General features: G+C 66.9%; 24 protein-coding genes. 10 read left to right on the top strand and 14 right to left on the bottom strand.

All coding sequences use genetic code 11. The annotated features are described in order from the left end of the window. Positions 1–2: 2 nt before the first annotated feature. Positions 3–1,181, bottom strand: a complete 1,179-nt coding sequence (locus tag ACYVF5_RS15020) for a 4-hydroxybenzoate 3-monooxygenase (protein ID WP_460947844.1) — start codon at positions 1,179–1,181, stop codon at positions 3–5. A gap of 142 nt (positions 1,182–1,323) precedes the next feature. Continuing rightward, positions 1,324–2,076, bottom strand: a complete 753-nt coding sequence (locus tag ACYVF5_RS15025) for an IclR family transcriptional regulator (protein WP_460947846.1) — start codon at positions 2,074–2,076, stop codon at positions 1,324–1,326. A gap of 226 nt (positions 2,077–2,302) precedes the next feature. Here ACYVF5_RS15025 and ACYVF5_RS15030 point away from each other — a divergent pair, with 226 nt between their 5' ends. After that, the gene (locus tag ACYVF5_RS15030) at positions 2,303–3,184 is read left to right on the top strand and encodes a manganese catalase (protein WP_460947848.1); all 882 of its coding nucleotides are present in this window, start codon (positions 2,303–2,305) and stop codon (positions 3,182–3,184) included. Positions 3,185–3,317: 133 nt separating this feature from the next. Here ACYVF5_RS15030 and ACYVF5_RS15035 read toward each other — a convergent pair whose 3' ends face one another. From ACYVF5_RS15035 to ACYVF5_RS15045, 3 genes are all read right to left on the bottom strand, one after another. Next, a complete protein-coding gene (locus ACYVF5_RS15035; protein ID WP_460947850.1) occupies positions 3,318–3,935 on the bottom strand; it encodes a TMEM175 family protein in 618 nt (205 codons plus the stop codon). Between the two features lie 109 nt (positions 3,936–4,044). After that, the gene (locus ACYVF5_RS15040; protein ID WP_460947852.1) at positions 4,045–4,572 is read right to left on the bottom strand and encodes an SRPBCC family protein; all 528 of its coding nucleotides are present in this window, start codon (positions 4,570–4,572) and stop codon (positions 4,045–4,047) included. Beyond that, a complete protein-coding gene (locus tag ACYVF5_RS15045; protein ID WP_460947854.1) occupies positions 4,569–4,997 on the bottom strand; it encodes an ArsR/SmtB family transcription factor in 429 nt (142 codons plus the stop codon). The genes ACYVF5_RS15040 and ACYVF5_RS15045 overlap by 4 nt, the downstream gene beginning before the upstream one ends. Positions 4,998–5,058: 61 nt before the next feature. Between ACYVF5_RS15045 and ACYVF5_RS15050 the strand changes: the two genes are divergently transcribed. Together ACYVF5_RS15050 and ACYVF5_RS15055 are read left to right on the top strand one after the other, a co-directional pair. Further along, positions 5,059–5,352 carry a hypothetical protein gene (locus ACYVF5_RS15050; protein WP_460947856.1) on the top strand — a complete coding sequence of 98 codons (294 nt, stop codon included), beginning with the start codon at positions 5,059–5,061 and terminating at the stop codon, positions 5,350–5,352. Positions 5,353–5,540: 188 nt separating this feature from the next. Beyond that, a complete protein-coding gene (locus tag ACYVF5_RS15055; protein ID WP_460947858.1) occupies positions 5,541–5,915 on the top strand; it encodes a hypothetical protein in 375 nt (124 codons plus the stop codon). Positions 5,916–6,077: 162 nt separating this feature from the next. Here the strand turns inward: ACYVF5_RS15055 and ACYVF5_RS15060 are convergent, their stop codons facing one another. The 5 genes from ACYVF5_RS15060 to aztB form a co-directional block, all read right to left on the bottom strand. Further along, on the bottom strand, positions 6,078–6,497 hold the full coding sequence (locus ACYVF5_RS15060; RefSeq protein ID WP_460947860.1) for a hypothetical protein: 420 nt from the start codon (positions 6,495–6,497) through the stop codon (positions 6,078–6,080). A 222-nt stretch (positions 6,498–6,719) separates the two neighbouring features. Further along, on the bottom strand, positions 6,720–7,910 hold the full coding sequence (gene aztD, locus ACYVF5_RS15065) for a zinc metallochaperone AztD (RefSeq protein ID WP_460947862.1): 1,191 nt from the start codon (positions 7,908–7,910) through the stop codon (positions 6,720–6,722). A gap of 106 nt (positions 7,911–8,016) precedes the next feature. After that, on the bottom strand, positions 8,017–8,967 hold the full coding sequence (gene aztC / locus ACYVF5_RS15070; RefSeq protein ID WP_460947864.1) for a zinc ABC transporter substrate-binding protein AztC: 951 nt from the start codon (positions 8,965–8,967) through the stop codon (positions 8,017–8,019). Positions 8,968–8,972: 5 nt separating this feature from the next. Next, positions 8,973–10,175, bottom strand: coding sequence for a hypothetical protein (locus ACYVF5_RS15075; RefSeq protein WP_460947865.1), 1,203 nt, complete (start codon positions 10,173–10,175; stop codon positions 8,973–8,975). Continuing rightward, positions 10,172–11,164, bottom strand: a complete 993-nt coding sequence (gene aztB / locus ACYVF5_RS15080; protein ID WP_460947867.1) for a zinc ABC transporter permease AztB — start codon at positions 11,162–11,164, stop codon at positions 10,172–10,174. Before aztB ends, ACYVF5_RS15075 begins: the two co-directional genes overlap by 4 nt. Positions 11,165–11,261: 97 nt before the next feature. On the opposite strand from aztB, the gene aztA reads away from it, so the two are divergent. The 6 genes from aztA to ACYVF5_RS15110 all read left to right on the top strand — a co-directional run bounded on the left by aztA (position 11,262) and on the right by ACYVF5_RS15110 (position 20,197). After that, the gene (gene aztA, locus ACYVF5_RS15085) at positions 11,262–11,945 is read left to right on the top strand and encodes a zinc ABC transporter ATP-binding protein AztA (protein WP_460947869.1); all 684 of its coding nucleotides are present in this window, start codon (positions 11,262–11,264) and stop codon (positions 11,943–11,945) included. 92 nt (positions 11,946–12,037) lie between these two features. Next, entirely contained in the window at positions 12,038–12,811 is a 774-nt protein-coding gene (locus ACYVF5_RS15090) for a VOC family protein (protein ID WP_460947871.1), read from the top strand. A 170-nt stretch (positions 12,812–12,981) separates the two neighbouring features. After that, positions 12,982–15,402, top strand: a complete 2,421-nt coding sequence (locus ACYVF5_RS15095) for a DUF4073 domain-containing protein (RefSeq protein WP_460947873.1) — start codon at positions 12,982–12,984, stop codon at positions 15,400–15,402. A gap of 280 nt (positions 15,403–15,682) precedes the next feature. Next, entirely contained in the window at positions 15,683–16,738 is a 1,056-nt protein-coding gene (locus ACYVF5_RS15100) for a class I SAM-dependent methyltransferase (RefSeq protein WP_460947875.1), read from the top strand. 182 nt (positions 16,739–16,920) lie between these two features. Then, positions 16,921–19,515: an ATP-dependent Clp protease ATP-binding subunit gene (locus ACYVF5_RS15105; protein WP_460947877.1), complete on the top strand. Its 2,595-nt coding sequence runs from the start codon at positions 16,921–16,923 to the stop codon at positions 19,513–19,515. Between the two features lie 214 nt (positions 19,516–19,729). Further along, complete coding sequence (locus ACYVF5_RS15110; protein WP_460947879.1) at positions 19,730–20,197, top strand: hypothetical protein; 468 nt, start codon at positions 19,730–19,732, stop codon at positions 20,195–20,197. A gap of 99 nt (positions 20,198–20,296) precedes the next feature. On the opposite strand, the gene ACYVF5_RS15115 is transcribed toward ACYVF5_RS15110, so the two are convergent. Both ACYVF5_RS15115 and ACYVF5_RS15120 read right to left on the bottom strand, forming a co-directional pair. Continuing rightward, positions 20,297–21,007, bottom strand: coding sequence for a hypothetical protein (locus ACYVF5_RS15115; protein WP_460947881.1), 711 nt, complete (start codon positions 21,005–21,007; stop codon positions 20,297–20,299). Between the two features lie 7 nt (positions 21,008–21,014). Further along, positions 21,015–21,494, bottom strand: coding sequence for a PPOX class F420-dependent oxidoreductase (locus tag ACYVF5_RS15120; RefSeq protein ID WP_460947883.1), 480 nt, complete (start codon positions 21,492–21,494; stop codon positions 21,015–21,017). Between the two features lie 229 nt (positions 21,495–21,723). Between ACYVF5_RS15120 and ACYVF5_RS15125 the strand changes: the two genes are divergently transcribed. Next, positions 21,724–22,749 (top strand): serine/threonine-protein kinase, encoded by a 1,026-nt coding sequence (locus ACYVF5_RS15125; RefSeq protein WP_460947885.1) that lies wholly within the window; start codon positions 21,724–21,726, stop codon positions 22,747–22,749. A gap of 133 nt (positions 22,750–22,882) precedes the next feature. Here ACYVF5_RS15125 and ACYVF5_RS15130 read toward each other — a convergent pair whose 3' ends face one another. Further along, positions 22,883–23,905: an LLM class flavin-dependent oxidoreductase gene (locus ACYVF5_RS15130; protein WP_460947887.1), complete on the bottom strand. Its 1,023-nt coding sequence runs from the start codon at positions 23,903–23,905 to the stop codon at positions 22,883–22,885. A gap of 142 nt (positions 23,906–24,047) precedes the next feature. Beyond that, on the bottom strand, positions 24,048–24,866 hold the full coding sequence (locus ACYVF5_RS15135) for an IclR family transcriptional regulator (protein WP_460947889.1): 819 nt from the start codon (positions 24,864–24,866) through the stop codon (positions 24,048–24,050). Between the last annotated feature and the right edge of the window lie 131 nt (positions 24,867–24,997).

A 24,997-nucleotide genomic window follows, 5' to 3' on the forward strand; every position in this document is an offset into this window, starting at 1 on the left:
TTCTACCTCCCCGCGAGCGGCCAGCCGGTGTAGGCCTCGGCGAGGAACGTGCGGCCGGCTTCGGACTCGACGACGGAGCGCAGTTCGCCGACCTGACGGCGCCGATCGAAATCGGTCGCGGTCGGAGCGGTGTGCAGCATGTTCGTCATCCACCACGAGAAGTGCTGCGCCTTCCAGATCCGGTGCGAGGCCGTCTCGGGGAACTCGTCGATGAGGCGGCTGTCGTTCTCGTTCAGCAGAGCGCCGAGCGCGTCGTTCAGCAGCACGACGTCGGCGATGGCGAGGTTCATGCCCTTCGCGCCGGTGGGCGGCACCGTGTGGGCGGCGTCGCCGACGAGCGCCACCCGGCCCCTGCGCAGCGTGTGGGCCACGAAGCTGCGAAAGCGCAGCACGTCGCGTTGGAAGATGGGGCCCTGATGCAGGGTGGTGCCCGGCACGCGCGACTGGAGCTCGTCCCAGAGCTGGGCCTCGCTGAAGGCTTCGGTGTCTGCCTCTGGATCGCACTGGAAGTACATGCGCTGCACCTCGGGGCTTCGCTGGCTGATCAGCGCGAACCCGTTCGGAGAGTTGCTGTAGATCAGCTCGTCGGAACTCGGAGGCGCCTCGCAGAGAATTCCGAACCAGGCGAACGGGTACTCACGAAAGTAGCCGCCGGTCTGCGAGCCCGTGACAGCGGTGCGGGTGACGCTGCGCGACCCGTCTGCACCGACGACGAAGTCGGCCTCGATCTCGATGCGCTGCCCCTCGGCATCCGTTGCGACGACGCGCGGCCTCTCGGTCTCGGCGCCGTCGACGAGGTCAGCCTGTGTTCTGAAACGGATGTCCTGGCCTGCGGCGAGGCGGGCGGCGATCAGGTCTTTGAGCACCTCATGCTGCGGGTACAGCCAGACGCCCCGCCCGACGGTGCCGGCGAAGTCGACGCGGTGCCCATCGCCCTCGAAGCGCAGTTCGATGCCGTTGTGCTTGCGGCCGACGGTCAGCACCCGGTCGGAGGCCCCGGACTCTGTCAGCACCTCGACGGTGCCCTGCTCGAGGATGCCGGCACGGATCGTGGTCTCGATCTCGTGGCGGGTGCGCGAGTCGATCACAATCGACTCGATGCCCTGGCTGTCGAGCAGGTGCGAGAGCAGCAGGCCGGCCGGCCCCGCTCCGATGATGGCGACGCGGGTGCGTTCTGTCATGGCGTCTCCTATGACGTTGGCGATGGTTGTGGCGTTGGCCGATGGTTCCGGCGCCTGCCGGTGATTCGATCATCGACGATCGGAGGCGCGCCGGCCATCGTCTTCCCGTTGAATGGGAAAGACGGTCGAGTGGGAGGCCCGTTCAGTGTTGTGCACCCAGCGTCGCGGTGATCGCAGACGATGCAGCCCGCAGCTCGTCGACGGCGCCCGCGGTCGGCGCGTCTCGCGGCAGCACTACCGACAGCGCGGCGATCACGCTGCCACGCGCGTTGCGCACCGGAACGGCAATCCCGGTCGACACCGTCTCGACGGTGCCCGGTGCGACGACCACACCGTCTCGGCGGATGTCGTCGAGCGCTCTGCGCAGCCGCGTCGCGTCGGTGACCGTCTCGGACGAAACGGTCGAGAGGTGGCCGGACAGCACGCGCTCTCGCAGCTCGCTGGGCCCGAACGCGAGCAGCACCAGTCCAGACGACGACGCGTGCAGCGGCAGGCGACCGGCGATCCGTGTGATGTTCGCTCCGGCCTGCGGGTGCGAGAGGCGCTCGATGAACAGCGCCTCGTCGTTCTCGAGCACAGCCAACTGCGTGTGCTCGCGGAGCCTGGTCTGCACACGCTCCATGTGCGGCAGGGCGGCCTGGCGCAACCGCAGTGCACGGGATCCGCGCAGCGCCAGCTCCCAGAGCCGCAGGCCCAGCCGGATCCGCCCTGCCTCGTCGCGTTCGAGCATCCCGCTCTCGACGAGATCCCGCACCATGCGGTGCGCGGTCGAGGTCGGCAGCCCGGCTCGGCGACCGATCTCGCTCACCGACTGCACGGTGCGATCCGTGTCGAACGTCTCGAGCACGCGCACGATCCGTTCGGTGACGGATTCGCCGCTCGGTGAATTGGCCATCAGCGTGTGATCCCGCGCCAGTCGCATCCGACGTTCATGCCTCAAGGATGACATGGCGTCGCTGCCCGAGAGCGCCGGTGCCGACTAGCGCCCACTTCTCAGAAAATCAAGCCGGTGGAGGGGATCGAGCCCGGCGCTACCGTGGCGGACATCCCCGCACCCTCGTTCGCCGGCCAGGTGGGCGTGCCAGTCCGGTGCCGGGGCAGTCAAGGTGAAGGAGCCAGCGGTGTATTTTCACAAACAAGAACTGCAGCACAATGCCACCCCCGAGAAGCCAGACGCGGTGTACGCGCGAAAACTCCAAGAGGTGCTCGGCGGACAGTACGGCGAGATCACGGTCGCCATGCAATACAGCTTCCAGGCGTGGAACATGCATATCCCGGGCAAGTACCGCGACCTCGTGTTCGGGATCGCCGCCGAGGAGTTCGGGCACGTCGAGATGCTCGCGACGATGATCGCCCAGCTGCTCGAGAAAGCGCCGCTGGGCATCACCGAAGACGCGGTGCAGAACGATCCGACGGTGGCGGCCGTCGTCGGCGGCACAGACATCCAGCAGGGGATCGTCGCGGGCGCCGGGGCCAGGCCCGTCGACAGCATGGGCAATCCCTGGCAGGGCAGCTACATCACCGCCAGCGGCAACCTGCTCGCCGACTTCACGTCGAACGCCAACGCCGAGATGCAGGGTCGGCTGCAGGTCGCCAGGCTCTATCACATGACAGACGACCCCGGGGTGCGCGACCTTCTGTCGTTTCTGCTCGCCCGCGACACCATGCACCAGAACCAGTGGCTGGCCGCGGCCCGTGAGCTGCAAGAAGAAGGAGTCGAGAACCTGCCGGTGCCGAGCAACTTTCCGCAGTCGAAGGAGTTCACAGAGGTGTCATACCAGTACATCAACTTCTCTGACGGCCGGCAGGCGGCAGAGGGATCATGGGCGAGCGGGGTCACGCCAGACGGCAACGGCACGTTCGAGTACCTTCCAGAGCCGCAGAGCAGTGTGCCGATGCCCCCTCCGACGCATCCGGACGCCCGTTTCTATGGCACGACAGAGCTCCCGAACGTTGTGGAGAAGGCAGCTGGCGCAGCCCAAGACAGGATGAACAAGGAGTAGTACGACACGGCCCACGTGTGATCGAGCCCGCCGGGCAACGGGTGGCCCGGCGGGCTCGTTCGGGGAGCGGGATCTCAACAGGCATCCGTCACCGGGAGGGGAGCTCGGCAGGTTCGGTCAGCGCCAGGCTCGGTCAGCGGGAGGACCGCCGTCTGACGATGAGTCTCCTCGCGATGCCGGCGATGATGAGCAGGAGCAACCACAGCACGCCGATGTCAGGCATGAGCACGCCGAGCACGAGCGCGAGCAGGAGCACACCAGCCGGAAGAGCGCCGTCGAGAATCAGCAGATCGTCTGAGTCGTCGCTGCCGGCCCTGAGGTGCGGTGAGCGCACCAGGATGAGCCTCAGCACGAAGAGGGACGCCGACGACACGAAGACCGTGCCGATGTAGAGCGCGTTCACCCCGCGGTCACCGAAGTCGGCGTGGGCGAGCAGGTTGCCGGTGAACGGCATGAACACCATGCTCGCCAGCCAGACGAAGTTGACCCAGACGATCCGGTGGTCGTAACTGCCCGCCGACTCGAGGAGTCGGTGGTGCGCGGTCCACAACCGTGCGATCACCGCGAAGGTGAACGCGAAGGCGATGAGTGTGCCCGAGTTCTCGTCGAGCAGCTCGCCGAGCGAGACCTGGTTGATGTCTTGGGCCACGTCGACGAGGGGCAGCAGCAAGATCGTGATCGCGATCGCGACAGAGGCGTCAGAGAAGTTGACGAGCCTGTCGAGGCCTCGCTCGGTGGGAATCGTCGCCATGTCCGCTCCTGACCTCGCCGGGTGAACCGTGCGCGACCAGTCTGCCGTCGGAAGCGCCCGGCACGGCGGATGACGCACCGTGGCGCGGTCAGAGCCACGACATGGTGCTTCAATCCATCGGCACGAGGGCGGCGTAGTAGGCCTTGAGTTCCGGGTAATAGTTGTTCCAGTCGACGTCCTCGGGGTTGCGGCCCTCGCGGCTGGCTACGAGTCTGTCGAGGTAGTAGTCCCACCCTGGCCCGACAGAACGGGGATCGTCGCCCGGCGAGAGGCGCTGCCCGAACACGAGGGTGGTGACGCCGGCGTCTTCATTCAGCTCGAAGAAGACGTGCCATGACCCTTCGCCCACCGAGGTGTCGGCTGAGAACCGGTGGGGTGGGGCACACTCGCGAATGATGATCTCTTCGGGCTCAGGGTCGTCTTCTGCAGTCATCAGAAAGGTGACTCGCCCGCTTGCAGGGTCTCCCACCCACCGGCCGATCCAGCGCCCGAGCTGTTCGGGGTTCGTCATGCTCGCCCACACATCGTGGATCGGCGCCGTGAACTGTCGTTCGAAGACGAGTTCAGGCTGGCCACCCCGCTCGTGAAGTGTGCCGGTGCCGAGGGGGATTCCCGTGCCCGGTTTGTCGTTCATCATGCTGAATCCTCTCTGATGTCGCCGGATGCACGGGCGCGCCGTGCGATCTCTGCCTTCGTTCCGGGTTGTGCGCGAGTGCGCGCGTGGCTGCGTTCGCGCGTGCGTACCGTGCGTCGCACCTCGAGCTCGAGTGCGTCGAGTTGAGTGCTGCTTATCGGCGCGAGCCGCTCGTGGTCACCCGTCAGGCTCTCTATCCACGCGCAGACCGCACGCATCGGTGCGGTATTGATCTCATAGACACGCTCACGGCCGTGCTGCGTGACGCGAACGAGGTCGGCCTCTCGCAGAACGCGCAGGTGTCGGCTCACCGCCGGGCGGCTCACCCGCTGATTCGCGGCGAGGGTGCCGGCGGTCGCAGTGCTTCTGGACAGCTGCGTCAGCAGATCGCGACGCACCGGATCCGCGACGGCTTCGAAGAGGTCCATGCCAGAAGCGTAACACTGTTGTTACGCTTTCGGCGAGGCTTCAGCGGAATACCCTGGTGGTATGCCTTCGTTCCGCGTGACCATGCCCATCGGTGCACTGCGAGCCGGCGTCGCCGCAGAGTCCGTTGTGCCGGCGGCGGCCGCTGCAGCGTCGCAAATCGCTGTCGTCGAGGCATCCGATCTCGGAATCGTCGCGGGCAGAGCGCAGGTCATCGTGCGCTTCACCGCAGAGGATGCCGAGACCGCGCTCCAGGTGGGCGGTCACGTGGCCGCTGTGACCAATCGACTCGCAGAAGCCCCGAGCTGGAAGGTCACAGAACGTGTGCGCGGCCGCTGGTACGTCGTGCGCTCGTAGGGCGCATCGGCGCGTCGGCGCGTCGGCCCTCGCCCGCTGATCGTCCCGCGCCGACGGTCGGATGTCGCCGCCCTCCCGCGAATGTTGCGCCGTGTGACGGCTTGGATGCGGCATCCGTTCGCCGAGCCTACCTTTGAATGAGCGAACGGGCACGAGCCGGTCGCGGATATGCAGCAGAGGAGGTCAGGATGTCGACAGAGCGCGATCACACACGGCGCACACGCACGCGGAACACGGTGCGGAACACGATGGAGTGCACGCACTCGATCTGTGAGCACGGTGCGCCCGGCCACGCGCTGCGTCCGCTGCAGGCGCGCATCGCGGCCGCGACTCCGAGCAAGTGGAGTGACGCGATCGTGCGCTCGGTGACGACGGGCGGCTGGATCGCCATCGACCGCATCGACTCGGCCGACACGGTCTGGCTCTGGCACCACAGCGACCTCAGCGACCGTCTGCGCGCGGGTGACCCGGTCGCGCTGCACGGTCTTTATGGCACACTCGCGTTCGGCGGACAGCTCGTCAACGTTCTCGAGGCGCCAGCGGTTCCCTCAGCCGAGGGCTGAGGGTGAGCGCGAGAAGAGGACGGGGCATCCCCGTCATGAACGCGAGAAAAGGACGTCGCGGCGGCAACGAGTAGAAACCGCCGATTTCATCCTTGTGCCGCGCCGATCTCCTATTCTGGTGCCGGTCATGTCCGGTGCTGGTCACGTCCGGTGCTGCTCGTGTCACATCTGCATCGAGCTCTTCATCGAGTCCATCATCTTCTGGCAGGCCATCGCGCACTGGCGGCAGGCCTCAGCGCACATCGCACAGTCCGCGTGCATGTCCTTGTGCGTGTCGCATTCCTCGGCACAGGCAGTGCAGAGCGTCATACACGCTTCGAGCGCCGCCAGCATCGTCTGCATGTGCATGCCGGCCGGCCGCATCATCATCCGCATCATCGTGTTGCACATGTCCGCGGTGTTCATGCACATGTTCATGCACGTCATCATCCCGTCGCCGGTCATGGTGCTCGAACACGTCGTACACGCCTGCTCGCAGGCCGAACACGCCTCGATGCACTCCTGCATCATCGCCATGTCCATGCCCTGCATCGGCATGTCCTTCTCGTGCATCTGCATCATCTGCATCGTTGTGTTCATCATTCGCAGGTCATCCGTTCCGCGTGTTGCCGAGCATCGACCGGCGCCGACACCTCTTGCGACAGCTCGCACCTGATTCGCATGGTACGCCGCGGCTCGACCGGGCAACAGCCGTTCGAGCCATCGCCCGTGACCGCGCGTCGAACGAGAAGCCGCCCGGCTCGCGCGGTCGAATGACCGTGCGAGCCGGGCGGCGGGTTCAGATCCGTGTGCCGGAGCACGAACTCAGTGCTGGTGCACCGTGCCGCTGAGCTCGTTCGGCGCCTCGTCGAGGTCGACGCTCTTCAGGATCTCACCGGACTCGATGTCGACCGCGTGCACCCGTTTCGAGGCCGGATCGCTGACATACGCTGTGTGGTCGCGAACGAAGATCGCGGGCCGCGGGTCCTGCCACTCGAGCGGTTCGGTCCACTCCTCGTCGATGACCGGGATCGTGCGCTCGACTTCGGCGGTCTCGGGGTCGATCACGTGGATCTGGCCGTCCGTTCCGAGGACGAGCGCTTCCCCGTGAGGTCCGCGGGCAAGAGAACGGAAGGTGTAGCTCGTGCCCAGGTCGACGAGTTCGAGGGTCGCATCTCGTGTGTCGACGAGGGCGACCTGTTCTGGACGCTCGAGTTCGGCATCCGGATCCTGCTTGTAGTCGCCGAGGACGATCGGCGAGGCGTCTGTGCCGGCCTGGTTGCCGATGCGCCCGTATTCGGTCGGGCTGTCGATCTTGGTGAACGTGCCGTCGGCATAGAGCAGCACGCCGTCTGTGCAGCCGATGACCACCGCTTCGTCTTGCGCGGTCGCCTCGCCGTGCACACCCGGGCAGTTCTCGGCGCGAGAGATCTCATCGCCGTCCGGGCCGATCACCACCGCGCCCACACGCTCTTCTTCGGTGCCGAGACTGACAACGAGCTCGCCGGTCGTGAGCTCGATGGCCACACCGTGGTGCGCGTCGGCTGCCTTGTAGCCGCGGGTCTCAGGCAGTCCAGAGCCGAGGTCATGCGGATCGAAGATCGTCACCTCGCCCGTCCCGTCGTCGAAGAGCACCGTCTGCTCCCCGTGGCGCACCACGTGACCGGGTGTGGCGGCCTCGAAGACGTCGTCCGTGAGTTCCGTCCCCCTCGCGTCGAGCACCTGGAACCCGCCGGTGGTCGACACGAGCACATGGTCGTCGTCTCCGGCAGGGTTCACCCGGTTGAAGCCGTCGAGGGGGATGTCGGCCACGACCTCGAGGGTTTCTCCGTCGAGCACATAGATACCGCCGTCGTACGTCGTGACGATCGGATCGCCCTGCCAGTCCACGGCATCCGGCTCTGCGGCAGACGGGTCGGAACCGGCCGTGGGCGTTCCGCCGCACGCTGTGAGTGCCAGGGTGATTGCCGCGCCCGCCGCGACCGCGAGGCTCATGGTGCGTGTTCTTCTGATCATTTCTCTTCTTTCTCGTCGGGGCGACGGATGCCGTCGCCCGCTTCTGTGGGGCTGTGGTCTCGGGATGCGTGTGGTGTGACGTGTGATGCGTGGTGTGCGATGCCGGTCAGGGCTTCAGGGCCGCGACGATCGCCTCGGTGTTCGAACGCATCATGTCGAGGTAGCTGTCGGCGTCGTCATCGGTGCTGAGAGACTCGGTGTGCAGCCCGACGACGGCGACGTCGAGACCCGCCTGTTCGGCGAGGACCTGCGCGAGACGATCCGGCTGAGAGGAATCGGCGAAGATCGCGGGCACACCCGCATCGGTGATGGCTGTCGCCAGCTCGTCGAGGTCTGAGGCGCTCGGCGACGCAAGAGTGGTTCCGCTCGGGACAACGGCTCCGATCACCTCGAAGTCGTAGCGCTCGGCGAGGTACCCGAAGACGTGGTGATTCGTGACGAGGCGTCTGCGGTCGTCAGGCAACGAGGCGAAACACTCGGTCATCCACGCGTCGAGGGTGCGGAGCTCGTCTCGGTACTCGTCAGCGCCCGTCCTGATCCCGTCGGCCGATGCTCGCGGAACGTGCTCGAGCAGCGCCTGCTCGATGGCGTAGACAGCCGCGAGCATCCGGGCGGGATCTGTCCAGAAGTGCGGGTCCTCGGTGCCGGCGCTCGCGCCGTCGCTGTAGAGGAGAGGGTCGGCGGCCGCGGCGGCCTCGAGAACGGGCACGCCGTCCTGCTCGGCGGCGGCGACGATCTGCGCGATCCCCTCCTCAAGACCGAGCCCGTTGGCGACGATGAGCTCGGCGTTCTCGACGTCGGCTGCGTCCCGCGCAGAGATCTCGAAGGAGTGCGGGTCGGACCCAGCCGGCATCAAGACCTCGATCGACACCTCGTCGCCGACGATCTCGTGGACGACGTCGCCGAGGATGTTGGTGGTCACAACGACCTCAGGGCCGTCGTCGCCCGCGTCGGCGCAGCCGGTGAGGGCGACGGCCGAGCCGATGGCGCACAGGGCGGCGAACCTGGTGAACGGTCGCGGTGTGCGAGTGTCGCGACTCGATCGTGCCGGTGTCACGGCGCTCACCATCCGGTCTCGACGATCAGATCGGGGCGCACGTCCGGGGTCAGGACGCGAGCCTCACGAAGATCGTCGAGGTAGTCGATCTCGTGGATCACTCCGGCGTGCGGGTCGTTGACGTATGCGCGGTCGGTGTCCACAACGATCGACACACCCTCGTCTGGAACGCTCTCGAGAAGTGGCGCGCTGGCGATCGGCTCGGCCGTCGCCGGGTCGAACGCATGGAGTGTTCCGGCGCCGTCGAGGGCGAGCACAGGCATCCCTGCGCCGGCCGACGACACCGCTACCGGATCCGTGACGGGCAGGAGCATCCAGCTCAGTGCGTCCAGGTCGAGTGACCACACGCCGTTGTCGGCGAGAGCGGCGATCACCGTCGACGCCGGGCGGTGCGCGAACGACCGGGCCAGGCTCTCGGCGGGTGTGCCGTCCGGATAGGGGATGGTCGTCGCCTCGAGCGTCTCGTCATCGATGAGCACGGCGCCTTCCGCGCATCCGAACAGGATGCCGCGGCGGGTGACCGTGGTCCCGCTCAGCCGGGTGCAGGTGACCTCGACCGGCCTGATCTCGTCGCCGTCGACCAGTTCGAGTCCGCTCGGCAGCTCGTCGCCGCCGGTCGTGCTGCGCAGCACCGCGTCGCCGACCGGGACGGCGACGCCGTTGTGCGGTGTGACGGTCTGGACGTCGGCGGTCTCGACACGGTGATCGTCGAGCTGCTCGCGCTCGAGCAGGGTGATCGTGCCGTCGTCCTCGAAGACGGCTGTGGCCGTGTCGCCGGCGACCACAACGCCGTCGCCCGTCGGCAGCGAGCCGATGACGGACGGCTCCGCGGAGTAGTAGTGGGAGTGGTCGCCATGGTCGACGGTCCAGGCGCCGCCGTCGAGAACGGTGAGCCCGTCGTCACCCTGCACATAGGCGTAGCGGCCGTCCGCCGTGAGCGACGACGCACCCTGGACGGATTCGAGTGCCGTGGACTGCTCGGTGAGCAGATCGATGAGCTCGACGTCTCCGCTGGCGGTGTCGGCGACGATCAGGCGGGTCTGCGGCTCGGTGTTCTCCTCCGCGCCCTCGATGTATCCGTGCGGTGTTGCGTCGGCCCTGTTCTCTCCGTCCCGCTGGTCTGCGCACCCGGCGAGGGCGGACGGCACGAGGGCAAACACGAGCATGGCGCCGGCCAGTCGTGCGGCGCGTTCGGTGGGTCGGTTCATCTGATGCTGCTTTCCATACGAGGTGGTTTCGTTCGGGATCGTGATGCGGGCGCGGGCGTGGTGTCGGTCGGGCCGGGGCTGAGACTGGGCAGGGTGGGGGGATGCGCGACGGACCACGTCACCCTCGCCGAGGTCGCGGCTGCGTCTGCGTCGTGGCGCCGGCGCCGGTTCCGTGGCCGGTCCCGTATGGCGGCGCCCGATGCCGAGAGTGCGAAGAAACCGGTGGCGACCGCCGTGATCGTGGCGCCGGCGGCGGTGCCGGCGTGCCAGGAGATGAGCAGACCGGTGGCGACCGCGGCGACGCCGAGGATGCCGGCGGTCACCATCACGAACGGGATGCTGCGGGCCCAGAGCACGGCGGCGGCCGCCGGCGCGAGAAGAAGGCCGACGACGAGAAGGGTGCCGACCACGTGGTACGAGGCCACGACGGCGAGGGTGACGAGTCCCAGCTGCATGGCCGAAGCGAGCCGCGGGCGCAGGCCGAGAACGGCCGCCGTGCGCGGGTCGACCGACAGTGCGACGAACGAGCGAAAGCCGAGGATGCTCGCAACCAGGGCGATGATCAGCGCGACGGTCAGCACCACGAGGTGTGCCGGCTGCACTGCGAGCACGTCACCGAACAGCAATCCCGTGATGTCGACGGCGAAGCTGCGCGAGAACGACACGATGATCACGCCGAGCGACAGCATCCCCACGAAGAGCAGGCCGATGGCCGTGTCGGCGCTGATGCGGCGGGATCGCCCGAGCAGCGTCACACCGCCGGCCATCGCGATCGCACTGAGAGCGGCCCCGATGAGGGGGCTGCCTCCGAGCAGGGTCGCGAGCGCGACGCCGGGCAGCAGCCCGTGCGACATCGCCTCGCCGAGGAACGCCATCCCGCGCAGCACCACCCAGGTGCCGACGAGCGCGCAGAGCACGGCGACGAGCATGCCGCCGATCAGTGCGCGCTGCACGAAGGCGACCTCGAAGGGTGCCACGAACCAGTCCATGATCCCACCCTATACTGCTAATGATACTCATTCTCAACAGTGGTGCGATCGGCCCGCCGCCGCCGCTCGCGACCGCGCCGACATCACCGGAGGTCATATGCGCTCGGAACATCCGCGCACCCGCGCGGCGGCACATGAGGCTCTCGGGGAATCGTCCTCAGAGGCATCTGGCGTCGTTGTGCTGCGAGACGTGGGCGTCTGGCACCGTGGCGAGGCGGTGTTCTCCGGGGTGCACCTCGAGATCCGCCCCGGGGGCATTACCGTGCTCACCGGGCCGAACGGTGCGGGAAAGTCGACGTTGCTCGACGTGATCGCGGGCATCCGTCGTCCGGACAGGGGAACAGTCGTGCGATCTCACGGCGGACGACCTGCCTACCTGGTGCAGCGCAGCGCCGTGACGGATGCGCTTCCGATCACCGTGCGAGACGCCGTCGGCATGGGAAGGTGGGCGCATCTCGGCGCCTGGCGGGCGCCCCGTGCGCGCGACCGCGACATCGTGACCGGATGGATGCACCGGCTGGGCCTCGCCCACCTCGCCGCCCGGCCGCTCTCGTCGCTCTCGGGAGGGCAGCGGCAGCGCGTGCTTCTCGCCCAGGCTCTTGCGCAGCAGCCGCGGCTGCTGCTGCTCGACGAGCCGGCCACGAGTCTCGACGCCGAGGGGAAAGCGCTGCTGCCCGGCATCCTGCGGGACTGTGCGGATGCCGGGGCCGCTGTTGTGCACGCGACGCACGACCCGGACGTGACGGCAGACTGGATCGTGCGCATCGAGCCGGCGCCATAGTGCGGAACGGGTGCATCGGCGCCATCGCCCTGGCGAGCCGTGTACGACCGGCGTAGTGTGAGCCACGTCATCGACGACGAAAGGATGTTTCCATGCCGAACGCACCCGCAACGGTGGGCGGCGCCCCCTGCTGGATCGACCTGTCGACCGCGGAACCTCAGCGGTCGGAACACTTCTACCGCACGCTGTTCGGCTGGAACGCGACACGCGGCGATGACGAGGTCTATGGCGGCTACGTGAGCTTCACCCTCGACGGCAACCGGGTGGCGGGCATGATGAAAAAAGACGACACCATGCCCTATCCCGATGCCTGGACGATCTACCTGCGCACCGATGACGCGGCGGCGACGGCAGAGGCCATCGCCGAGGCCGGCGGAAGCAACATGTTCGAACCCATGGAGGTTCCGGCGATGGGCACCATGGGCTTCGCCGTCGATGCCACGGGCGCGAGTGTCGGGTATTGGCAGTCGGGTGACCACACGGGTTTTCAGGTGCAGGGCATACACGGCGCGCCGGTCTGGTTCGAACTGCTCGCGACCGACTATGAGGCTGCGCAGGATTTCTATGAAGCCGCGTTCGGCTGGTCGCTCGTGACCGAGAGCGACACGGATGACTTCCGCTACAAGGTCTTCGATCGTGACGGTGAGCAGTACGCGGGGCTGTGGGATGCCGCGGGCTCCCTCCCGGCCGGCGAACCGGCCACCTGGTCGGTGTCGTTCGGATCGGATGACGTCGACGCAACGGTTGCTCGCGCGGTTGAACTGGGTGGGAGTGTGGAGATGCAGCCGGAGGACACCCCCTACGGACGCATCGCGACACTGCGGGATGTCACAGGGGCATCCTTCGGTGTGATGTCCGTGGAATGAACCGGAAGCAGCGACGATTCTGAACCGCTGTGCACACTCATCTCCCCCGCGTCGCCGGTTTCGCTGTGTGGCAGTCGATAGTTCTGCAGGAGTCAACCAGTTGTTCACATTCAGATCGTGAACTTCTTTCCCATGGCCGCCCCCGCGGATCATTCGAAAGGAACCCTGACATGTCATCTCCTCAAGCCGTCCGATTAGGCGGTCGCCGCGTTGTGCTCGCGAGCATTGCGATGGCCGTGGCGCTTATCGTCACCCCTGTCGCCGATGCGAGTGCCACGGACGCCTCCGCACCAACCGCTTCCGCTGTTTCTGCCGCCGACGCAACCGGCTCCTCGTTCACGCTGTCTGCCAGTGAGCTGGAGGCGGAGAGCGTGCTGACGATCGATTACACGACAGACGCGCAGCACGCGCTGAACTGGATCGGCATCTACGGCGACGGTGAGGCGCCGGGTGCGGTCTCATCCACCCTCTGGCAATACGCCCCAGACGAGTCAGGCTCACTGACCTTTACTCTCAATCTCACCCCGGGCGCATACGATGTCTGGTTCCTGGCCGAAGACGGGTACACGCCGTTGGCCGAAAAGCAGACGTTCACGGTCGTCAGCGACCCCGATGCACCGGGCCCCGGCGATCCCAACGCCCCGGTCGAGATCGATCCGGTCGTCACAGACACCGCGACAGATGGCGTGATCCTGCGCGAGGGCTTCGAGGTCGCATCCGCGCCCGTTGGATGGGCAGTCGAGTCGGCCCCCGGGATGGACGGCATCGGCTCTGACGAGTACCGAGGTTGGCAGTTCACGACGCGTGCGGACTGGACGAGCACCACCGATGAGATGCGCAAGCGCTTCGGGCGGTCGCACGACGCCATTGCCGTCGCAGACGCCCAGCAGTTCGGCGATCACCCGTTCGCGGCGACCCTCACCAGCGAACCCGTGACGGTCACCGACCTGGGCGCGGTTCGTCTCACCTTCGACAGTCATTACCGCGGCGCGCCAGGCCAGTCCGGCATCGTTCGGGCGAGCTTCGATGGCGCGGCACCGGTGGACATCCTGCGTCTCGACGACACCAGCGTCACCAGCGATTATGACGGAATGGAGATGAACAGCGCCCACGACGTGAGGGTCGACGTGCCCGCGCGGGCCAAGAGCGTGGTCTTCTCCTGGGAGTTCACGGGCGGCGCTGACTCGCGCTACTGGGCGATCGACTCGGTTGCGGTGCACCAGGTGCTCACCGACACGTCGCAGACGCCGACGCAGGCCTGGGTCGTCTCGGACATCCAGGGCCATCCGCAAGACTTCGCCCACGGCCTCGAAGACTTTCGGGAGATCGCGCCTGACGCCAGCGGACTGCTTATGGTCGGCGACATCGTGAACTCGGGCACGAGCGCCGAATGGGACGAGATCTACGGGGTGATGGACGCTTCAGCCGGCTTCCGTCCTGAGCAGACCGTCGCGGCGATCGGCAATCACGAACGTTATGCGGCCGGCGGGTTCAACGCCAACTTCCAGCGATTCCTCGACTTTGCGGAACGTGACAAGGCGTGGGGTGAGTACGTGCTTGATGGGCCGTCCGGCGAGCAGCCCGTCATCGTGCTCGGGCAGGAGTTCGCGAACCCCTCGGAGGTGGCGATGGGTGAGGAACAGGTGCGCTTCTTCGAGGAACGACTGGCCTATTGGACCGAACGCGACAAGCAGATCGTCGTCATCACCCACTTCCCGCTGGGAGATACCGTCTCGGCTTCGTGGATCCCGGCGTATCACAACCACCATCTGCACAATGACCGGCTGACGAGCATCCTCGGCAACTATCCGAATGCGATCGTCTTCAGCGGTCACACCCATTACCCGGCAGAACTGGGCGACTGGGCCGTGCAGCGCCGGACCGCAGACGGGCACTCAGACGGCTTCTGGGCCGTCAACACCCTCGCAATGCACGTCGAGTGGGACGCTCGGGGTGAGAACACCGCGGGGATCGAGGAGATCGTCACACGCGACGTCAACCGGGGCCTGACCCTTGATTCCTACGGCGACCGCATAGTGGTCACAGCGTACGACTTCGCCACAGATGAGCAGCTGCGGCAGGTCACGATTCCGAACCCGCTTGTGCCGTTCTCGGCCGTCGTCGCACCGGACACAGACCGTTCCGCGGACTACTCCGCTGTGGATGCCGCGCTGGCTGAGATCCCAACGGATCTGACGAGATACACCGCCGAGTCGGTGGCCGCGCTCAACCGTGCGGTGGCGGCCGTCGATCGTTCGCTGACGGCCGATCAGCAGCATGTCGTCGACGCGATGGCGCAGGCCATCCTCGATGCGATCGCTGCTCTGACGGTCGCACCGACCGACGGAGGCGGCGAAGGAGGCGGAGACGACGGCGGGCACAACGGTGGCGACGGTGGTGGCGACGATGGTGCGCAAGGCGGTGGCCAGGATGCCGGTGGTGACGCCGCCGCGCAGGGTGGCGAGAACCGGGGCGAACTGTCTCACACCGGGGTCGATGCGGGACCAGCGCTCCTCGCGGTGCTCACTCTGCTCGCGGCGGCGGGTGCGCTGCTGTTCGCACGACGCGGCAGGAGCATGAGCCGGGGCTGAGCGAGGTCTGGCTCATCTCAGAGACGGGGTGGGCGGCCGGAGCGATCCGGGTCGCCCACCCCGTCACTCCAGGTGACCTTTCCGGACGGGTGTGGCCGGCGGAACGCGCACCCGGGTCCGCAAAAGTCACCTAGAGGCCCCCACCTAGAGGCCCCCACCTAGAGGCCCCCACCTAGAGGCCCCCGCCTAGAGAGGCGTCCGTCGCAGGCACGGATGCGTGCGCTTTCGCGCGGCGGCGAGTAACGTTTGCCTTCTCACCCGCTGACGGCCGGAGGCAGTCATGACCAGCACAACAGAGCAGTTTGCTGAAAGAGTTCTCGGTTCCGCCCTCGGAATGATCGATATGCTCGCAATCCACATGGGGGATCGCCTCGGCTATTACCGCGCACTGGCCGCCGGTCCGCGCTCGCCACGCGAGATCGCCGCCGAAGCCGGAACATCCGAGCGATACGCGAGAGAGTGGCTCGAGCAGCAGGCGACCACCGGCATCCTCACCGTCCATTTCGACGGGGAGACGCCACGGTTCACGCTGCCGCCAGAGCATCAGGCAGTGCTGGTCGATGTGCTCAATCCCGATTATCTTGCGCCCCTCGCGCGGATGCTGACAACTGCGGGAGAGCAGATGACGGCACTCCTCGAAGCGCACCGGGTGAGCGGAGGGGTGTCGTGGGACGCCTTCGGGCAGGGCATGCGCGAGAGCCAGAGTGACATGAACCGGCCGTTCTTCGAGAGTCTGCTGGCTGACCAGCTCCGCGGATTCGACAGGGTTCACGAGCTTCTCTCTCGACCCGGCTCGCGTGCTGCGGACATCGGGTGCGGTGCGGGATGGTCGTCCATCGCCCTCGCACGGGCCTACCCGGCGCTCACGGTTGCCGGCTACGACATCGATGCCCCCTCGATCAAGATGGCGACAGCCAACGCCCGGCAGGAGGGGGTTGCCGAGCGGGTCTCGTTCAGCGCCGATGACGTGGTGCAGAGTCCGCCCGCTGACACCTTCGAGGTCGTGATGGCGTTCGAGTGCGTTCACGATATGGCGCAGCCTGTTCCGGTGCTCACGGCGATGCGCGAGCTCGCCAGCGATGACGGTGTTGTGATCGTTATGGATGAGGCCGTCGGCGACGAGTTCACGGGGCGGGGTGACGATATCGAACGGCTTATGTACGGGTTCAGCCTGTTCGTCTGCCTGCCGGACGGGCTCTCGACGACGCCGTCGGCCGGCACCGGCACGGTGATGAGGCCATCGACCCTGCATCGGTATGCCCGCGAGGCGGGATTCAGCGGTGTTCGCACGCTCGGCGAGGCTGGGTTCTTTCGGTTCTACGAGCTTGTGCGGTGAGTTCGCGCTGTGGGCACGGGCCTCTTCGGTGCGGTACGACCGACGTATCTTCAGCGCCGCCGACATGATGTGTCGAGAACCTTGAGCCCAATCCGCTCAACTTTTTGAGGATCCGGGAATGGATGGCCCTCGCCTGCGTTAACATGAGTCAAAGGCACTCAAGTTTCAACACAGGAGGTCTGATGCCTACATTCTTCAGCTCGGCCGGCGCCGGTGACGGCTCGTTCGACGAGTTCATCGCCCGCTACCTGCAGGGCCAGCGCGCAGCGCAGTCGGGGCGTTCCATCGACATCACCCGGCTGCTGAGCCGGCGCACCCACGAGCTGCTCGCCGCTGCGGCGAACTACGCCGTCGAGCACGGCCACTCCGAGGTCGACGCGCTTCACATTCTGCGTGCCTCGCTCGAGCAGTCTCCGGCGGCAGACGCCATCCGGCAGACCGGCGCAGACCCGTCTGCGCTCGCGAGTGCCGTGGAGGAACGCCTGCCGCAGAAATCGGGTGCCGAGATCGAGGGGCGTCCGTCGCTGACGCCGTCCGCGCAGCGCGCCCTGCTCGACGCACACCAGGTCGCACGTGCGTTCGGCTCCACCTACATCGACCCGGAGCACCTCTTCTTCGCCCTGGTGGTGAACCAGGATGCCGTCGCCGGACAGCTGCTTGCCCGTCACGGAGTGACCCCAGAGGCATTGCAGGCCGGCCAGGCTCAGACCCAGCAGGCCCAGCAGGCCCAGCAGGGGCAGGCGCAGGGCGTCCGTCCGGTGTCCCCGGATTCGGAGACGCCGACGCTCGACAGCTTCGGCACGGACCTCACAGCGCTCGCCCGCGAGGGTGAGCTCGACCCGGTGATCGGTCGTGCAGACGAGGTCGAGCAGACCGTCGAGATCCTGCTGCGCCGCACCAAGAACAACCCGGTGCTGATCGGCGAAGCCGGTGTCGGCAAGACGGCCATCGTCGAGGGGCTCGCTCAGTCGATCGCCGACGGCGATGTTCCCGAGATGTTGCGCGACAAGCGCGTCGTCGCCCTCGACCTCGCCGGCATGCTCTCTGGAACCCGCTACCGCGGTGACTTCGAAGAGCGACTGACCAAGGTCATGGACGAGATCAGCGCACACAAAGAGCGGCTGATCGTCTTCATCGACGAGCTGCACACCGTCGTCGGCGCCGGCGGCAGCGGAGAGGGCGGCGGAATGGATGCCGGAAACATCCTGAAGCCTCGTCTCGCCCGCGGTGAGCTGCACATCATCGGTGCGACGACTCTGAACGAGTACCGCAAGGTCGAGAAGGACCCCGCTCTCGAGCGACGGTTCCAGCCGGTGACCGTGGCTGAGCCCAGCATCGACGATGCCGTTCGCATTCTCGACGGGCTCAAGGTGCGCTACGAAGACCACCACGGCGTGCACTACACAGAGGATGCCGTTCGTGCGGCCGTCGAGATGTCTGCGCGCTATGTCACCGACCGTTTTCTGCCGGACAAGGCGATCGACCTCATCGACCAGGCCGGTGCCAGGCTGCGCCTCAGTCTGGGTTCGCGGATCGACGTCGATGCGCTGAGCGAAGAGCGCACAGCTCTCGAGAACGCGAAGAACGCGGCGGTCGCCGAAGAGCGGTACGAAGACGCCTCGAGGCTGCGTGACGAGGTCGAGGCCATCGAGCGCCGGATCGAGCAGGCAGAGGCGACCAACGCCGAGCTGACCGCAGAGGCGAGGAACGTGTCGTCCGTCGTCACCGAGAAAGAGATCGCCGAGATGGTGTCGCGCGCAACGGGCATCCCGGCGACGCGTCTCACCGAGGGCGACCGGGTCCGACTCGGAAAGCTCGAGACAGAGCTGCACGAGCGCGTGATCGGCCAGGATGACGCGGTCACCTCGATCGCGAAGGCGGTCAGGCGCAACCGCACGGGCATGGGCGACCCGCGTCGGCCGGTCGGCAGCTTCCTGTTCCTCGGCCCGACGGGTGTCGGAAAGACCGAGCTCGCGAAGGCGCTCGCGCAGTCGCTGTTCGGCGACGAGAACGCCATGCTGCGCTTCGACATGAGCGAGTTCGGCGAGCGGCACACGGTCAGCCGCCTGGTCGGTGCTCCTCCCGGATACGTCGGTTACGACGAGGCCGGTCAGCTCACCGAGCGTGTGCGGCGCAACCCGTACTCGGTGATCTTGCTCGACGAGATCGAGAAGGCGCACCCAGACGTGTTCAACCTGCTGCTGCAGGTGCTCGACGACGGGCGCCTGACCGACGGGCAGGGCCGCACCGTCGACTTCCGCAACGCGGTCGTGATCATGACCTCGAACCTCGGTTCAGAGTTTCTCGCGAGCAAGAGCGGAGCGCTCGGGTTCGTGGCCCCGTCTGCAGACGGCTCCGACAACGGCTTCGGTTCGGAGAAGGCGCTTCGGGACCGCGTGATGGGCAAGCTCCGTGAGGCGATGCGCCCCGAGTTCCTGAACCGCATCGACGAGATCGTCCTGTTCCGCAAGCTCGACCAGGCGCAGCTGCGTCAGATCGTGCAGCTGCTGCTCGAGCAGACATCCGCCCGGCTGCACGCCCAGGGGATGGGCTTCTCGATCGACGAGGCGGCCGTCGACTGGATCGCAGAGAACGGGTACGAGCCCGAGTACGGTGCTCGCCCGCTGCGCCGCGTCATTCAGCGGCAGGTCGACGACCGCATTGCCGAGCTGATGATCGACGCCGAACTGGATGCCGGTGCGCGCGTCGAGATCACCGTCGGCGACGACGGGCTCGTCGCCACGGCGAACCGCGAGCGGCTGGCTGCAGCGGCGTGACCCCCTGACCACCCACCCGAGAACCAGAAGAGGCCAGGCGGAGTTTCCGTCTGGCCTCTTCTGTGGGCTGCGTGAGCCCGAGTGTGAGTGCCAAAAAAGCAGCCAGGGGTCGTGATCTTCGCGAGCTTGGCTGCTTTTTTGACACTCAGCGGCCGGAGAGCGAGGTCGGAGGCGAGGCTGGGGAGTGGGTCCGGCGCGGCGATAAACTCCAGACATGGGAAGACGCGCGCGCAGTGGTCGGGAACTCGCCGTCGACATTGCCCTGGTGGGGGATGCTGCCTGGTTCGTGGCCAATCTCTATGAAGGTCTCGTAGATGTTCCGCAGTTGCTCATCGACTCGCGCTCGCACCGACGGCCCGGCGTGATCGCGCCGGGGAGTCCTGTGCGGTACTTCGCTCTGAATGGGCTTGCTGCCCTCCCGGCATCCGCGCTCGCAGTGGCAACCGCCTGGCGACGAGGACGCACAACCGAGGCGACCGTAGCAATGGGCGCACTCGGCACAGCACTCGGCTTGAGCGGTTTCTTGATTCGCACGGTGAACGTACCGCTGCTGACCGGCGACCAGAGTGTGTCAGCGGCACGGCTGTCCGGCCTCAAGACGCGCTGGCACACGGTGAACGTCGTGCGGCTGGTCGCACTCGGTGTCGGTATCGTCGCCCTGGGGCGTGCGCGTCTTCGTTGAGTGTGAGTGGGTAAAAAGCTAGCCAAGGATCGCGATTCTCGCGAGTTCGGCTGTTTTTGGACACTCACCGGCGTGAGGCGGGCGGAGGCGGGCGCAGGCTCAGCCGAACAGGGTGACGACCTCGACGAGCACCAGCATGAGCGACAGCGCGGCGAAAGCCAGCAGGGTGACCAGGTTGAGGATGCGATGGGCTCGGATCAGCTGCCACCGCCCCGTGCGGGTGGCGAGGGCCCGTTCTTCGCCTTCGACGACGTGCCGCGGGAACGCCCAGAACGGTGTGATCACCAACACGGCGAGCCCGAGCATCAGCGGTGCCGCGATCAGCACCGCCACGAATATCGAGCCCTCGTTGAGCGTGGCGACGGCGTACCCGGCCCATCCCACGAGCGAGAGGATCGCAAGCGACTGCGCGGCGAACAGGCTCCCCTGTCTCCAGAGTCGAAACCCCGACGCTCGCGCGGTGAGCAGCTTTCGCCCCACCTGGGCGGAAGCCGGTGGCAGCTCGCCGCCACCAGTCGCGGTGCCGACCGCCGGTGCGGCAAGAGCCGTGCGCACTCCGGCGCGCACACGGCTGGCATACACGATGTAGAACACGGCGAGCGGCAGGGTCATCAGCGTGATCAGGCCGGATGCCGAGAGCAGGATGACCGCAAACAGCGGGCTGACCGCGAGCACGGCCAGCACAAGCATCTCGCAGAAGGCGATCGTCAGATAGAGCGCGAACGGCAGCCGGCGAGGGGCGGCGTCACCGGACGCTCCGCGATCCTGGCCAGCGTCATCCGCGGGCTGCGAGTCCGGTTCGTGAGGCATAGTGGCCCTATTCGGAGTCGAGCCTCGCCGCGACGTCGGCGGGGAATCCGCCCGTCGCGATCGGCCCCCAGCGCGTCGGAGTGATTCGGATGAGCGATTTGCCCTGTACTCGCATCGCCGCGCGGTACTCGGCCCAGTCCGGGTGCTCGCCAGAGATGCAGCGGAAGTAATCGACAAGAGCGTCTTCGGCCTCTGGCATGTGCAGAACCTCTGCGTCGCCGTCGATCTGCACCCACGGGCCGTTCCAGTCGTCAGAGAGCACAACGACGGATGCCCGCGGGTCGCGTTCGGCATTGCGCGTCTTGCCGCGGCCGGGATAGGTCGAGATCACGATGCGCCCGTTCTGGTCGATGCCGCCGGTGACCGGCGACATCTGCGGGCCGCCGTCTGCACGCCGGGTGGCGAGCAGCATCCGGTGCCTGCTCCGGGCGAAATCGAGCAGTTCGCCCTGTTGCACGATGGTGGTCGTTGCGATGGGTCTGGCCATGATCCGACACTACTGGTCGTGGCGCCGTCGTGCCTTCGGCCCAGTCCGCCAACGACAACTCGAGCTATTAGCACAAACGATCTGCTGCTGTGAAGCCCCGCGCGGCAAATTTCTGGCCTGTGTTGTGCTCGCGTAGCGTAGTCTCGCGCCGCCCGAGGCGCCCGTTCGAGAGACGCCGACCACGGCACCTCACCTGTTTCTCTCGCGGTGGAGACGAGAGCGAGCACCGGTGGTCACAGTGGCAGCCACGGCGGCAGGACACCTGGTGGGCGATCGATATCGACTCATCGAGGGCGTCGGCAGCGGGGGAATGGGTTCCGTCTACCGAGCAACGGACGAACGCATCGGCCGTGAGGTCGCGGTCAAGGTCTTTCGAGCAGAGGTGAGCACCGGCATCGACGACCACCGTCAGCGACGCGAGATCCGCCTGCTCGGTGAGCTGTCGCATCCGTCCGTCATCGCGATGTACGACGCAGGCCAGCACTGGTTCGGCTCAGAGGCGCGCCGTTACATGGTGATGGAGTTCATCGCGGCACCATCGCTGCGATCGCGGCTGCAGAGCGGCCCGCTCAACGGCGTCGAGTCGGCGATGCTCGGCGCTCAGCTGGCGGATGCCCTCGCCTACCTTCACGACAAGGGCATCGTGCATCGTGATGTGAAGCCCGAGAATGTGCTCACGAGCGATGCGGGATTCCACGGCTCGGCGAAGCTGACGGATTTCGGCATCGCGCACCAGATCGACGGCTCACGACTGACCAACGACGGGTCGTTGATCGGCACGGCGAGCTACCTGAGCCCTGAGCAGGTGCGCGGCGGCTTCATCACGGGAGCGAGTGACATCTACTCGCTCGGGCTTGTGCTGCTCGAGACGCTGACCGGCAAAAGGGAGTTCGACGGAGAGGTGATTCCCGCTGCGCTCGCCCGCCTCGAGCGAGACCCTGTCATTCCCGAGAGCCTTGCTCCGGAGTGGCGCGAACTGCTGATGGCGATGACGGCGCAGGAGCCCACGGAACGACCGACTGCCTTCGACGTGGCGCGGACGCTGCGCGGAGGGGCTGATGCCTATGCGATGGCGACGCCGGGCACTCGCCGAGACGCGCGTCGTCTGCGCCGGCACGAGCGCCGCGCCAGGCGTGGCACCTACTGGAGCCCACGTCGCCAGCGTCAGCGGGACCTGCTCTGGGCTGGTGTGCTCGGCCTCGCCGTGCTCACGCTCTGCGGCACCACGTTCTGGCTGGGCACGCTCGTCGCGTGATGAGCTGTCGACGATGCCGCGACCGCGACAGCGGCCGAGACGTTGTGCGAAAGGAACGAAGAGAACCAGGGTCGCCACAGCCCTGACCGGCGAGGCAGGGTGTCGCGGTGCGAGGGCGAACCTCGAGGGGGTCTCACCGCCATCCGGCAGCGGGCGCCACGTCTTTCACGATCGACTCGAGCAGGTGGGCGTTGTAGGCGACGCCGAGCTGATTGGGAACCGTGAGCAGCACGGTGTCCGCGGCCTGCACAGCGGCATCCTGCGCCAGCTCTTCGGCGATTCTGTCTGGTGTGCCGATGTAGCTGCGGCCGAAGCGGGCGAGCGTCGACTCGTCGAGGTGACCGACCTGGTCTTTCGCGTCTGCCGATGCGCGGTCGCCGAAGTAGGCGGCGTCTTCGTCAGTGGTGATCGGCATCACACTGCGGCTCACAGACACCCGCGGCTCGCGCTTGTGCCCTGCCGTCTTCCACGCTTCGCGGTACAACGCGATCTGCTCGGCCTGCAGCTGGTCGAACGGCACACCGGTGTCTTCGGTGAGCAGTGTCGAACTCATCAGGTTCATGCCCTGCTCGGCCGTCCAGACAGCCGTCTTGCGCGAGCCAGAGCCCCACCAGATGCGTTCGCTGAGCCCCGGTGACTGCGGCATGATCGGCAGCGGCGAGTCCACGCCGGTCATCATGGGGTTCGAGCGCGCGACACCGGCGCCGGCGATGGCCTGGCGGAACAGCGCGGTGTGCTGATGTGCGATGTCGGTATCGCTCTCGCCGTCACCCGGCAGATAGCCGAACGACTCATAGCCGTTGATGGCGGTCTCGGGTGAGCCCCTGCTCACGCCGAGCTGCAGCCGGCCGCCGGCGATCAGGTCCGCCGCCGCGGCATCCTCTGCCATGTAGAGGGGGTTCTCGTAGCGCATGTCGATCACGCCGGTGCCGATCTCGATGCGGCTGGTGCGCGCTCCGATGGCGGCGAGCAGCGGAAAAGGCGACGCCAGCTGCCTGGCGAAGTGATGCACACGAAAGAATGCTCCGTCCACACCGAGCTCCTCAGCGGCGACGGCCAGCTCGATCGACTGAAGCAGCGCGTCAGACCCGGTGCGGGTGCGTGAGCCCGGTGCAGGATGCCAGTGGCCGAATGAGAGGAACCCGATGCGTTTCATGTGTGGTGCAGCACCGGGCAGGCCTGCGGTATTCCATGCATTCGCATCTTTGCGTCGGCTGAGGCCCACTCCCTGGCACTCTTCTGCTCCGAGCTCCGGCTCATATGCAGAGCTCGGAGCAGGAGGGCTGCACGCTCGTCGGTCAGAAGGCGAGTTCGCCACCGATGCGTGCCGCGAATGCCGCGGCGAAGGTGCGCAACGCCTCTCCTGCCTGTTCGGCGTCGGCGGGCAGCGCCTGTTCCGGGTAGCTAAAGCTCACGGCGATCAACCCGTCTGCACGATGCGGGGTTCTGATCGCGGCTCCGAAGCAGGTCAGTCCGACGACGGTCTCGCCTCGTTCCATGGAGTAGCGGCGACCGCGGGTTGCTTCGATCTCCGTCCTGAGGGTGTCGACGTCGCCGATCGAGAAGCTGGTGAGCATGGGCAGCGGCGTTCGTTCGGGTAGCCGGGATTCGAGTTCCTGGTTTCCGGCTGCGGCTAGCAGGGCGCGTCCAGCCGCGGTGCAGTTCGCCGGAACGGACCGGCCGATCTCGGAGGCCAGTCCCAGGTTCAACGGGTTGCTGCCGTCGTGTCTGGCGAGGTAGACCACGTTCAGGCCGTCGCCGAGCACGCCCAGTTGGATGGTGTGCGCGGTGCTGGCCTCGGCGCGGCACAGTTCGTAGAACTCCTCCACCTCGGCCACGCTCTTGAGGTACGCCGTGCCCAGCTCCGCCAGACGGTGGTCGAGCTGGAATCCGCCCGGGCTCCGGCGCAGGTAGCCGGCCTCGACCATCGCGGTGCAGAGATTGAGGACGGTGGATTTCGGCACCCCGGTGACCCGTGCAAGCTCGCTCGCCCCGTAGGCGCGCTTGGGTTGCTCGGCCAGCAGAGAGAGGATCTCGGCTGCTCGGGTAATCGCGGGGGAGGGGGACCGGCGGACCTTGTTCTGCACGGGTGCTGAGGGCTCGGTCGTCGATGACATGTAGCTCTCCTTGTGATTCGACACGGTCGCGAGCGGTTCCCCCCGATCAGTGCGTCTTCCTTTCTAGCGTAAACAGGATCAACACGCACTCGCTGGCCAATATATTGACCGAGGTAACAGTATTTTGTTGA

The sequence above is a fragment of the Okibacterium endophyticum genome, from assembly GCF_054780075.1.